This is a genomic window from Erythrobacter mangrovi, assembly GCF_013260645.1.
Taxonomy (GTDB): Bacteria; Pseudomonadota; Alphaproteobacteria; order Sphingomonadales; family Sphingomonadaceae; genus Qipengyuania; species Qipengyuania mangrovi.
Window position 1 is genome coordinate 289,673 of record NZ_CP053921.1, and the last position, 12,382, is coordinate 302,054.

Annotated in this window: 8 protein-coding genes; 3 read left to right on the forward strand and 5 right to left on the reverse strand. The window is 64.0% G+C overall.

Annotated elements, in window-relative coordinates; all coding sequences use genetic code 11:
* Positions 1–37 precede the first annotated feature (37 nt).
* On the reverse strand, positions 38–1,276 hold the full coding sequence (locus tag HQR01_RS01545) for a hypothetical protein (RefSeq protein ID WP_173212043.1): 1,239 nt from the start codon (positions 1,274–1,276) through the stop codon (positions 38–40).
* Between the two features lie 189 nt (positions 1,277–1,465).
* Between HQR01_RS01545 and HQR01_RS01550 the strand changes: the two genes are divergently transcribed.
* From HQR01_RS01550 to HQR01_RS01560, 3 genes are all read left to right on the forward strand, one after another.
* Positions 1,466–2,065 (forward strand): lysozyme, encoded by a 600-nt coding sequence (locus HQR01_RS01550; RefSeq protein ID WP_173212044.1) that lies wholly within the window; start codon positions 1,466–1,468, stop codon positions 2,063–2,065.
* Positions 2,066–2,149: 84 nt separating this feature from the next.
* A complete protein-coding gene (locus HQR01_RS01555; RefSeq protein WP_173211766.1) occupies positions 2,150–3,163 on the forward strand; it encodes a hypothetical protein in 1,014 nt (337 codons plus the stop codon).
* A gap of 11 nt (positions 3,164–3,174) precedes the next feature.
* Positions 3,175–3,747 (forward strand): fasciclin domain-containing protein, encoded by a 573-nt coding sequence (locus HQR01_RS01560; RefSeq protein WP_173212045.1) that lies wholly within the window; start codon positions 3,175–3,177, stop codon positions 3,745–3,747.
* A 7-nt stretch (positions 3,748–3,754) separates the two neighbouring features.
* On the opposite strand, the gene HQR01_RS01565 is transcribed toward HQR01_RS01560, so the two are convergent.
* The 4 genes from HQR01_RS01565 to HQR01_RS01580 all read right to left on the reverse strand — a co-directional run bounded on the left by HQR01_RS01565 (position 3,755) and on the right by HQR01_RS01580 (position 12,344).
* Positions 3,755–7,951, reverse strand: a complete 4,197-nt coding sequence (locus HQR01_RS01565; protein ID WP_173212046.1) for a translocation/assembly module TamB domain-containing protein — start codon at positions 7,949–7,951, stop codon at positions 3,755–3,757.
* A complete protein-coding gene (locus HQR01_RS01570; RefSeq protein ID WP_234030211.1) occupies positions 7,951–10,074 on the reverse strand; it encodes an autotransporter assembly complex protein TamA in 2,124 nt (707 codons plus the stop codon). Before HQR01_RS01570 ends, HQR01_RS01565 begins: the two co-directional genes overlap by 1 nt.
* Before the next feature lie 4 nt (positions 10,075–10,078).
* Complete coding sequence (locus tag HQR01_RS01575) at positions 10,079–10,921, reverse strand: arginyltransferase (RefSeq protein ID WP_173212047.1); 843 nt, start codon at positions 10,919–10,921, stop codon at positions 10,079–10,081.
* 169 nt (positions 10,922–11,090) lie between these two features.
* Entirely contained in the window at positions 11,091–12,344 is a 1,254-nt protein-coding gene (locus HQR01_RS01580; protein WP_173212048.1) for a threonine ammonia-lyase, read from the reverse strand.
* Between the last annotated feature and the right edge of the window lie 38 nt (positions 12,345–12,382).

The window sequence follows — 12,382 nt, forward strand, 5'->3', positions numbered from 1 at the left end:
ATATGGCTTCGCGGACCCGGCCCAGCCGAGCCCCGCCTTACTCGCACAATCCCGCAGCGCGTTTGGCTATACCGGCCAGTCCCTTGCACTTCGGCTTGGTCTGGGCTGGCGGTGTCGCACTCTCCGCATTCTCGGACGAGCTGCCCATGCTCATCGCCCCCATGTCCATGCCAAGCATGGTCATCGAGGTAGAACGGAAGCGCACCCTTGCGATCCACTCGGGCTTCCAGGCCGTCGCCTTGGCAGGCTTTGGCGGATAGGCGAAGTTCTTCTCCGGGCCAAAGCCCGACAGATTGGCCATCATCACTTCACCGCCCGCGGCCTGGACCTCGGCCGGGACTGTGCAGCTGGTCTGCGTCGACGGCATGACGGTCTTTGCCGTTACCAGTTTCGCGGCAGCCGCCGGCGATAGCCAGTCCCACATGGGACCGCCGAAGGCCCGGTTGGCGCTGGAGGTCCACCAGACCATCTCGGCTGCCTCTCCGCGCCGGTCCGTCTTGGCCGACATGACCCATGCGTAATAGCCAGTGGCCCCGTCAATCCCGTTCCAGCTCAGGTCCCATGCCCCGCTCGGCCTCTTGCTGCTCTTCACGTCAAGCGGCGCCATGAAGTCCTGGTCGAGCGTGAACGAGATTTGCGGCGCGTAGCTGCTCACGACCTTGTGGGCACCAAGCAGCGACGAACGCCCGGTCAGCGCCTTGGTGTCACGGCTATTGGGCCATTCGCCGTAGGTTTTGCTGTTGGCCGGCGTGATCCGCCATTCTTCCGGGATATTGACCGCCGCAGCATACAAATCGGGCGGGACCTGCCCCTTCGCCAGCTTGGAGAAATCGATCACCACCGGCTGTCCCGGGCCAGCACGTTCGCCACAGCCCCAGAACAGGTAGAGCTTGCCACGCGGGGTTTGAACCTCGCCAGGCTGGCCTGGTTCGGCCCTGTCGACCGCACCCCTCGCGGGAGTGTATGCAAGGGGAACCGAGGCGCCCAAGCCGGCTCCACTGGGCATGAAATGATCGGCCTTGGCTGCGTCCGCAGGGGCCTGGCTCGAGCCCAGCCTGAGCTGCAATTGGTGGGCGGGGCCCGCGCCTTCCCCCTTCATCATCGCCATGGCCGCGGCCATGCCGCCCTGGCCTGCCATCGCCGCCATTCCCGACATGGTGCCTGCATCCATCGTATAGCGTGCCGGTGCGGCGTCAGTTTGGGTCACGGCGGGGACGCCCCAAATGCCGGCCACTGCAACGAACCCGATGCTAGCCGCCAATGCGGATCGCTTCATGCTTCATCCTCCTTGAAACGCGTCGCGACCCGGTCTTTCAGACTCGTGGTAATTGCTCCGCCCCATACGCTTCTTGCCGATGCGCGAACAGAAAATTCATGCGCAGTTGCGGTGACTTGTCACGGGAGGATTTTCCTACAGGCCGATTTCATGCCTACTCCCGGCGCCTCTCCGTGAACGAGGTGCTTCATGCAACGCAAACCCATATTCGACCTTGTCCGTCGGCTGCTTGGCCGAGGCCTGCGCCAGTCCGAAGTGACGGCTCTCGACCGCGCGCTCGATGCGGTGGAGAATGTGTCCCAAGACCCTGTTCCACCTGTTCCATCCTTGAGGGTTTCGGCGGCCGGGGTCCAACTGATCAAGCGTTTCGAGGGTTGCGCGCGAAAGCGGCCGGACGGGTTGATCGAAGCCTATCCCGATCCCGCCACCGGTCATGAGCCATGGACGATTGGCTGGGGCGCGACAGGGCCGGATATCGGCCAAGCCACCGTGTGGACGCAGGCTCAATGCGACGCACGCCTGGAATCCGACATCGGACGTCATGCCAGCGATGTCCGCAAGGCCATTGGGGATTCACCGACAACACAGGGCCAGTTCGATGCGCTGGTCAGCTTCCATTACAATACGGGAGCCATCGGCCGGGCGACGCTCACTCATCTGCACCGCGCAGGGAAGTTCGACGCCGCCGCCGATGAGTTCCTGCGCTGGACCCGTGGCGGCGGGCGGGTATTACAGGGGCTGGTTCGCCGTAGGCGCTCAGAAGCCCTGCTCTACCGGTCGGGCGGATGAACGCCAGATAGACGCGACGTTGTTTTCCGATGTGGGGGAACCGGGCCGTCAGCTGGTCCGTTATGCAGCCAAAGGAGACATGCAATGAAGTACATCCTGAGCAGTGCGGCAGCCATCGCACTGGCTGCCAGCGGTGCCCTTGCACAGCCCAACAAGGATAAGGGGAACGATCGCGGCGAGCGGGATCGACCCGCGGCAAGCGTTGAGAAGCGGGGCGGCGATAGCGCCGTCAAGGAGCAGCGCGGTTCGCAGCGTTCAGCCCAACAGGATCGCCGTACCCAAGACCGTGGCAAGGCGCGGGTGGAAGAGCGCCAGGACCGTCGGGTCGAAGGTCGTACCGACGCTCGGGTGAAGGAACGGGCCGATCAGCGCCAGGATCGTCGAGCCGACCGCCGCGATGACCGTCGTGACGACCGCCGCTTCGACCGCAGCCGCGACATTCGCGACCGCATCGTCGATCACGTTGTATTTCGCGACGAACGCGTGTTGCTTTCGCGCGACCGCAACCGCGGATTGATCGCAGGCTGTCCGCCGGGCTTGGCCAAGAAATACAACGGCTGCATGCCGCCGGGCCAGGCCAAGAAGCGCTATTACGAACGCGCCGTGTTCGGTTACGGCTACCGACCCGGCCTGTTCGGGCTGAGCCACTACCCCTCGGGGCGGTACTTCTACGACGATGGCTTCCTGCTGCGCATCGGTAACGGCGGCTCAATCAGCGGCTATATCCCGCTGCTTGGCGGCGCGCTGGCAATCGGCAATCGGTGGCCGTCTTCATACAGCTATTATCCGGTACCTAACTACTACGTCGACTACTACAATCTCGGCCCCGCCAATCGCTACCGATATGCGGACAACGTCATCTATCGCGTCGATCCCGAAGATACGGCGATCCTCGGTGTGGCCGCATTGCTGACCGGCGACGACATCCAGATCGGTCGCCCGATGCCGGTGGGGTACGACGTTTACAATGTCCCCTACGCCTACCGCGATCGCTACTATGATACGCCGGACGCCCGGTACCGTTACTCTGACGGCTATGTGTACCGCATCGATCCTGCCACCCAGCTTGTCGCAGCAGCCATCGACCTGCTCGTCTGACGGAGGACCCCATGTCGCCTTTCATCAAATGCGCCCTTGGCGCAGCCACCCTCGCCGTCCTTCCTCTCGTCTCGGCTTGCGGAGAAACTAGCCAGGAGAACTCGCCAGTCCAGGCAACCAAGGAGGAAAAGTCATCGACGCTGGCTGGCGCGCTCAATTCCGAGGGGAACATGAGCAAGCTGCAAGGCGTCCTCGCCGATAGCGAGTTGACCGGGATATTCGATGGCCCCGGCAGTTATACGCTGCTGGCGCCCAGCGATGATGCCTTTGCCGCGCTCGGCGAGCAGGGCGAGGCCCTGCTGGACAAGGAGCAACGCCCGCTTCTGGTGGGCCTGTTGCGCGATCACATGCTGCCGGGGCATGTCACACCCGAACTCATCGCCGAAGCCATCAAGTCCAAGGGCGGACCGGTGACGATGACGACGCTGGGGGATGGCACGGTGACCTTCGCGCAGGATGGAGACCGGATCAGCGTCTCGCTCGATGACGGCACCAGCGCCAACTTCACCGGCACCCCGATCGCCACCAGCAACGGCGTGGTGATCCCGCTCGATGCAGTGCTGGTACCCGAGGCTGAAGGGTGATCCGTGCTCAGTAATCGCGGCTGATTTCGGCTCTCACGCTGTCGCGCCCGACGGTGGAGACGGCGGCGAGCAGCGAGATCCAGCTGGTCACGCGGAACTCGACCTCGGTGGCGCTGTAACCGCGCCCGTCGGTGATTATTTCGGCGTAGAAGCGGCGGCCGAAGTTCTTGCCCAGGGCAACCCCGGTCCCGCGCCCCAGCGCGGGGTCGGCGCTGACGATGCGCAGGCGATCGAGCCCGATGGCACTGCGCAGTTGGTTGATTGGATCCAGGCCGCCGCCTCCGCGCAGGCTGGCGACTGCCGCACCCAATTGCAGGGCATCGGTCGCCGAAAGCGAGGTAATCGAGCCCCCGAACAGCAGCCGTGCGAGGATCTCTTCCTCGGGCAAGGCCGGACTGGAGCTGAAGGTGATTTCCGGCTGGGTCGCGCTTCCCCGGACTGCGACTTCGACGGCCAGCCCGTCACGATCGGATTCGGCAAGGATATCAAGCCGCGGGTCGATCGCACTTCGCTCGTCGAACTCGATGCGACCGCGCGTCAGCTCGAACCGCGATCCAGCAAAGGTATAGGTGCCGCGCACGACTTGCGCCCGACCACCAATGCGCGGCTCGGCCGTGGTGCCGCGCAAGACGATGTCGGCGCCCCACTCGCTATCCAACCCCATGCCGTCGACATCGATACGGCTGCTGCCCTTGGCATTGACGAGGTAGCGCCAAGGCCGGGCAGGAGCGGTACGCGGCCCGCGATCGTCGGGCGAATTGATCTCGCGCGTGGCGATCTGCGGCAACCGCAAATCGTCCGCCGCAGTGCCCAGCCTCCAGCTTGCGCGATCGATGATCACCCGCCCGGCTATGGTTCCCCCCAGCCCGTCGGAAACGATCCGCAGCGGTCCGGTGATCGTGGCGCTCAGGCCCTGTGCGTCGAGCAGACGCGCGTTCTTCACCGAAGCACGCACGTCGAGTGTCGGCCCGCGGATTTCCAGAACCCTGCCCTCGACCGGTTCGCCCAACGTGCGCAGGTCGACAATGCCGCTGCCGGTTACGCTGCCCCCATTGGCAGTCGTCCCCGCGAAGCGGGTGAGGTGCAATCGCGATCCCGAAAAGCGGCCGCGTGCCGATACATTGCGAATGTCGGTCCCCGACAGGGCACTGCGGACCCGCAGGGAGTCGCTCGAAACCGAGCCGAAGACGCGAGGGTCGGCCAGCGTACCGGTGGCATCGGCGGCTACCGAGATCGCTCCGGTGATGTCGAATGCTTCGACAGCGGCGAGTCTCCACAGGCTCTCTGCAGCACCACTATAGCGAAGTTGAGCGAACAGTTGGCCCGCCCGCAGCCGTTCGAGGATCATGCCGCTTTGCGGCAGGTCGGTGATCCGCGCCTGGGCGCGGCCCTTGCGGATATCCTGGTTGCCCAGCACCGCGCGCGCCTCCAGGCTGTTCTCGCGCAAGCGTGCCATCAGCGAGACGTCGACGGGCCGCGAGGTCAGCACGAGCCCCGATCGCGTCAGCCCTTCGATCTGAACCTTGGCGGTCCCGACCGGCAAACGGTTCGCGCCCAGGCGATAGTCGATCGTCCCGGAAATCGTCCCGCCCAGCCCCGTATCGGCGCGGGCCAGGTCGATGAGCGAAAGCGGCATCTTTGCGAGCATCAGATTGAGCTCTAAACTGTCGCCGCCGAACTGGCCCGATACCACCGTCCCGCCCTGGCCATAGTTTAACTGTGTGGGGGCAAGTTTCCAGCCGCCCTCCACCCTGGACAGAACCGCACGGCGCGGCATGGTTATGTCGTGCCCGGCGAACTCGCCGCGGGCCGCGATAGCGACCCGTTCGGGCGCGACGCGCGCGTTGAGATCGAGGCTGAAACGCTCACCTCTCCGACCCGCGAGCGACGCATCGAAGCTGCCTACGCCGTCCTCAACCTCACCCTTTGCGGCAAGGCGCCCGATAAACAACGTGCCGTAGGAGACGCCGCTCGCCCGGCCCGACCCGGTGAAGCTGCTATGGCCCTTGCGCAGCAGTCCGCTGCCCTGGATCGTCGCACGGGCGATACGCAAGGGAACCTGGCCGCCAAAGCTGGCGTTGCGCGCTCTGAGATCGATCTCGAGCCCCTGGCCGCCGCCACGGGGTGCAAGATCCAGGGTGCCATTCAGGCCACCCCCGTCAAAAGTCAGGTCGCCCTGCGCCGCGCCATCGACAATCGTGAGGTCGCCAGCCACGCTGGTGTCGCTCACGCGCAAGTTCTCGATAGCGATGCGGGTCGGACCTCCGGCAGGCATGACCAGCCCAAGGCGTCCCATGAACGGGCCGAGCAGCGAGCCGCCCTCGGTATCAATCAGGAAGCCTTCAGCGGTTGGGGCGATCGCAACGCGGACATCTTCAAGACCGGAAACCGGCGCGGCAAAGACCAGCACGGCTTCAGGCCCACCTTCCGCGATACTGGCATCGACACTAAAGTCGCCATAGTCGACGTGGCGGCCCGTACCGGCAATCTTGGTGGTACCGTCACGCAAGGACCCGTCGAGGACGAGTGCGAGCTTGTCGGAGTCGACCCTGACGCCATCGAAGGTCAGCGGCGCGGCACCCCCTGCGGCAAAGGCACCGCGCAGTCGGATCGGAGCCCCGGCGACGTTGGCAAGCGTCGCATTGGTCACTGGCGCAACCCTCGCGTCGACCAGCGCACCGAGCTTCCACGGGGCATTCGAGGCCAGCGTAAGATCGAGCATGGCCGTGCCGCCAAGCGCGCCGATATTATCGAGCGCCAGCCTGTCCGCCTGAAGCGGCCCCTTGAACGAGAAGGTACCCTTCGCAAGATCGCCTCGTAGCGCGAGGGCAGCCAGCGCACCGGGGAAGGCGAGCCGCAGGTCGTCGGAGGTAAGCCGCGCACCCTGCAATACCAACGTACCACGGCCCGTACCCGTGACCAGCCGAGGATCGAACCATGCGTTTCCGCTGACAACGCGCGACACCGTGAGATCGAGCGGCAAACTCCACACACCGTCGGCAAGTCGCGCCGTTCCGCGTTGCCGCAGATCGCTTAACACGATTCCATCGATGTCGAGCGTCGCTACCGTGAGCTCGTGCGGGACCGACAGGGCGGCAAGCGGCCCGTCAAGCGTCGCTTGCAGTCGCGCGCGACCAAGCCTGACAGTCTCGCCCAGCAAGGCCGGATCGCGGTCAACTGCCTCGATCACGAGCGCGTGGGCTTCGTTGTCCGCCAGGTCGAGTTCGCCCCGCGCGGTTGCCTGCAGGCGCGAGCCGACTACGACAACCTGCCCATCGAACACGCGACTCTCGACCTCGAACTCCGACTGGATTGCGACGTCGGATCCCAGGGCGCGCAAGGAAAGTCCGCTAAGGAACTGCGACGGGTCGACCTTGCCCAAAATGCCGATCCGCCCAGCGCGGTTGGTCAATTGCAGTGCTGCGACGCGGCGGGCGGCGCTTCGCACCAGCAACCCACCATCCCACTTGCTCCAGGTTCCCTTGCCGCGAATCCGGGCGACATGCTCAGCCTTGAGGCCCACCAGCGCAGCGACCGGCCCATCCCTGGCAGCATCGAGATCGAGTGCGAGATCGAAATTGTCGCCATCCGGTTCCGCATCGAGCAGCAAGACCAACCGATCACGCTGTCCGAATCTGCCGCGCGCGTCGACGTGCAGCCGGCGATCGGCAACCTGCACTTGCCCGTCCAGGTCAATGCGCTGCGGTTGCTCTCCCGCGATCCCCTTCGCCAGCGTCAGGTTGTCGATCTCGAACCGGTCTACCGAAATGTCGAAACCGGGCAGGATGGGTGTACCTTCATCGCTTGGGAGAAACTCGGGGACACGATCCAGCATCGCCCGCCGCGCAGCGAAGCTGTCGATTTCGAGGCGGTTGGAAAGCCAGGCGCCGGGGTTCCAGTCGATCTCCACCCGCGGGATCGTCATGAAAACGCCTTGGGGGTCCGACAGGCGCACGTCGTGCAACACCGCCGCTCCATAGATGTTACCCTCGATCCGCCCGATCACGATGTTGAGCCCGTTGGGTAGTGTTCGTTCAGCAATGCGGCTGGCGAGGAAGCGTTCACCCAGCGGGGTGTTGAGGATCACGAGCCCGGCGACGACGAGCAAAACCAAGGCGGCTAGTCCGCCGAAGATCGTTCTCGCAATGCGCCTACGCCAGCTGCGATGCGCTGGCGTGGCTTCGATGGCGGCTTCTTCCGCCATCAGAATGCCTGCCCCAGCGAGACATAGACCGCAAACGAGGAATCTTCCGGATCAGGATTGATGGGGACACCCAGGTCGAGCCTGATCGGGCCGAAGCCTGTCGCGTAGCGAAAGCCCAGTCCTGCACCGTATTTGACGAAGCGGAAGTCCGGCGTGCTGTCGATCGAGACCGCGCCAAGATCAAAGAATGGAACTACCGATAGCGCCCCGCCGAACAGGCCGGTCCCGATGCGTGCTTCGACCGAAGCTTCGACGAGGCTCCGCCCGCCCGTCGCTTCGAGGAAATCGTTCTTCGGCCCGACCGATTGGTAGCCATAGCCGCGGACCGAACTACCACCACCAGCATAGAGCCGCCGCGACGGAGCCACCGCGAACAAGGGTGCTCCCTGAATGCTGGCGAAGCGTCCGCGCGCTGCCAGAACGGTTTTCTCGCCCACAGACTGGTAGAAGGACACATCGAACTGATTGCGCAGATAGGTGTATTGCTGTCCGCTACTGCGCGATGTTTCCGGCGCGAGGTAGGCTGAAAGGCGGAAACCACGCGTCGGGTCGAGCAGCGAGTCGCTGGAGTCGAGCGTCGCTCGCCCGAACAGCGAAGCGATGAAATAGGTCTGGCGAGGCCGCTCGACACCGCCGATCACCCGGTTGCGTTCATCCGTGGCAAGGAGCTCCGCCCCAACGCCCCAACTCAAGGGCTTCTGGAACAGCAGGTTGGACAGGCGTTCATAGCTACCCGTCAGTGCAACGGTATCCGCTTCATAGGCCGTGGTCGAGACGCTCGATGCGTAGGCATCAAGCGTCAGTACCTTGTCGCGCCCACCAAGATTGTTGCGGCGGAAAGTCACACCAGCCAGCTGTTCCTGGGTGCCGACGATTCCGCGTATGCGCAGGGCACCCTCGGGCGGGAACAGATTGCGATGTTCCCAGCTAGCCTCGACACGGACGCCCTCTTCCGAGCCATAGCCTATGGCACCGGCAATGGTGCGCAGCTTCGCCCGTTCCATCGTCACATCCATTGCCACCACGCCGGGCTCGTCACCTTGCGGCGGGGTGACTTCGCGTGGCGTGACCGAAACCGTCGAAACCAGCCCGGTCGCGGTGACGGCGCGGCGCAAATCGAAGTCGAGGCTGCGCTTGTACACCTCGCCAGCCTCGAACCGCGCGATATTGGCCAGGTGGCGACTCGAGAGGAAGGCAGGGTCACTGCTAACCACTTCCCCGAAGACATACTTGCCATTGGGGCGCACAGGCATGGCGAGATCGCCCTCTTCGCGCTCGTGATCGATCAGCAATTCGGGCTCATCGATCTCTGCGAAGGGGTATCCGGTTTCACCCAATGCCCAGTCGAGATTGAACCGTTCGGCCACGATCCTGTCGCTTTGGAGGAAGTCGCCGCTGGCTACTGCAAATCTGCCGCGCAAAGCCGCCGCATCCAGCGCCGCGTCGAGTTGCCCCAGGTCGATAGCGCCAAAACGATAGCGTGTGCCAGGGATGACATCGAAGCGCACCCTTGGCCTTTCGGATACATTGTCCTCAGTCGCTTCACGCGAGCTGATGGTCCGCAAGATCCTGCCATCGTAAAAGCCATAGACGCGCAGGAGATTGCCCAGCAGTTCCTCGTCCTGCCGCGCACGCGCAGCCAACTGTGCAACATTCTCCTCACCGTCCTCGAGCTGTTCGATAGTCGAAAGCGCGGTGAACCGGGCAACGAACTCTTCGCGATCCTCGAAGACCGGCTCCCTCTGCGGGAAGCCCAGCACCAGCCGGTCGGAAATCGCCTCGGTCGGTGCGGTGTCCAGTGCGACCTGCCGCCGATCTTCGAGGAGTTGGGCGAACTCGATATCCTCCTCGGGTTCGAGATCCTGCAAGGCGTCGAGCTCGATATCGTCAGGCCACGCAAGCTCCATCTCGGGCAGCTCTGCGATCGGCGTATCGGCCGCGAGATCGGGTTCCGCTTCCTCAGTAGCGCCTTGTTCTGCCCCCTGCCCGGACCAACCGTCGGGATCTTCGACCGCAGCGTCGGGAATCAGATCCTCGAGCGAAGGGGATGGCGGGGCTTCTTGCGCGGCCAATGGACCGGCAAGTGCCAGTCCTGCAGCGCAGTTGATCAGGATGCGGCGCAAGGCCTCAATCGACGAGGCGATATTCGACTTGGTTGCCGTCTTTCGCGGGCAGCGGTTCGCCGCGACGTTCGCTGCGAGGAGCCGTGGCGGCAGAGATGAGCCTGCGCTGTTCGTCTTCGGACACGCGTTCCCACCCGGCCCGGCCAAGCCGTTCGAGCGGGCGATAGCGGATCTTATACTGCATGCGCTCTGCACCTTCGACCCAATAGCCGAGATAGACATAGGGCAGCCCACGCCGCGCCGCCCGGCGGATATGGTCGAGGATGATATAGTTACCAAGCCCGGCGCGATCCTCATGCTCAGGGTCGTAGAAGCTGTAGATCATCGACAGCCCGTCACCCTGGAAATCCGTGAGACATGCGCCGACCAGCCGACCTGGCTCAGCCCCAATCCCCGGTTCCCGATATTCAATCACATAGCTGGATACGGGCGTGTGTTCTACCATATCGGCGAAGTCGTTTTCCTCCATCTGCGTCATGCCGCCACCGGGATGGCGCACCGCGAGATATTTCTGGAGGAGTTCGAACTGCTCACCAGTCGCCCACGGACGACATTCGATCGAAACGAGGTCGTCATTCGCCTTGAGGGCCCGCCGTTGGGCGGAGGAAGGCTTGAATTCGTCGGCAACGACACGAACCGAGACACAGGCCTGGCAGTCGAGGCAGGACGGACGGTAAGCGACCGTCTGGCTGCGACGGAAGCCGATCCGGCCGAGCGCCTCGTTCAGCTCGTCAGCGCTATCGCCCCGCAGTTCGGTGAAGACCTTCCGCTCGCTCTTGCCCGGCAGATAGGGGCACGGCGCAGGACTGGTCACGAAAAAGCGCGGGAAGCGGATCGGGGCCGTCACGGGCAGTGGCATCCTTTCGTCGGCAAGACGGGCGTCTCAAGCTGGTTAATGCTTTGTTGACTCTGTTATGCCGCACCAGGTCCCGTGTTAAAAGTCCCTTAACCATGAAAACATCCTCCACGCCGACAAACGGCGCAGAGAACGGGGAAAACGGAAGCAAAACGAAGGGTCAGGCGAGTTCGGCGATCTCTACCTTATAGCCCTTGGCGCGCAGCGCACCCACAAGGGCTTCGATCTGATCGGCATCGCGTGCCTCGCATTCGATCTCTGCCGTGAGCCCCTTGGCGGGGAGCGTCGTGAAGATGCGCTGGTGGTAGATCTCGATGATGTTCACGTTGTGCTCGTTGAACTCACGCATCACCTTGAACAGTGCACCCGGCCGATCCTGCAGCACGATGCTGAGACGTGCCAGGCGGCCCGAACGCGCCAGGTCGCGCAGCAGAACGTTGGCGAGCAGGCGGGTGTCGATGTTGCCGCCACACAGGACCAGGCCCACTGATTTTCCGGCAAACTTTTCAGGATTGGACAGCACGGCTGCAAGGCCAGCCGCACCCGCGCCTTCGACAACGGTCTTTTCGATTTGCAGCAGTAGCGAGACCGAATGCTCGAGCTTGGACTCGTTGACGAGCAGGATTTCGTCGACCAGCTCGCCGATGATCTGCCGGGTGAATTCGCCTGGTGCCTTGACGGCAATGCCTTCGGCCAGCGTGTCTCCGCCGCAAGGCAGATCATCGCCGGTTATGGCCGAATACATCGATGGGAATAGCCGTGCCTGCACGCCGACCATCTCGATGGCCGGATTGAGCGCCTTGGCAACCGTCGCCATCCCGCTCATCAGCCCGCCACCACCGATCGGCACGACGAGGCAATCGAAATCGTCCTTCTGCTCGAGCATCTCGAGCGCGACGGTGCCCTGCCCCGCCGCAACCAGCGGATCATCGAACGGATGAACGAAGGTCAGCCCGCGCTCCTGCTCCAGCTGGCGGGCATGCGCGTAGGCTTCGTCGAAGGTTTCGCCGAACAGCTCGACATTGCCGCCAACGGCTTCCGTCTGCATCACTTTCACGCTGGGCGTGGTCTGCGGCATCACGATGGTCACCGGCACGCCGAGACGGCGCCCGTGATAGCTCAACCCTTGCGAGTGGTTGCCGGCCGATGCTGCGATCACGCCGCGGGCCCGCTGCTCTTCAGTAAGGTGGAGCAGCGCGTTGAGCGCCCCGCGTTCCTTGTAGGCAGCGGTGAACTGCAGGTTCTCGAACTTGAGCCAGATATCCGCGCCGGTAATCTGCGACAGCGTCTGCGAATGCATCATCGGCGTCTTGACCACTGCGCCTTCAATGCGCGCAGCGGCAGCGCGCACATCGTCGAGGGTCAGCAGGTCGGTCGCCTTTTCGGAGGCGCGCGCAGATGAAGCTTTGGTCATGGCCCCGCCCCTAGGGCGCAGTGGGGTTCGGCGCAATC

Bases quoted from the DNA above. Each gene is read 5' to 3' on its own strand.
- HQR01_RS01580 (WP_173212048.1), bottom strand. From the start codon at position 12,344: ATGACCAAAGCTTCATCTGCGCGCGCCTCCGAAAAGGCGACCGACCTG.
- HQR01_RS01555 (WP_173211766.1), top strand. From the start codon at position 2,150: ATGAAGTACATCCTGAGCAGTGCGGCAGCCATCGCACTGGCTGCCAGC.
- HQR01_RS01550 (WP_173212044.1), top strand. From the start codon at position 1,466: ATGCAACGCAAACCCATATTCGACCTTGTCCGTCGGCTGCTTGGCCGA.
- HQR01_RS01560 (WP_173212045.1), top strand. From the start codon at position 3,175: ATGTCGCCTTTCATCAAATGCGCCCTTGGCGCAGCCACCCTCGCCGTC.
- HQR01_RS01565 (WP_173212046.1), bottom strand. From the start codon at position 7,951: ATGGCGGAAGAAGCCGCCATCGAAGCCACGCCAGCGCATCGCAGCTGG.
- HQR01_RS01545 (WP_173212043.1), bottom strand. From the start codon at position 1,276: ATGAAGCGATCCGCATTGGCGGCTAGCATCGGGTTCGTTGCAGTGGCC.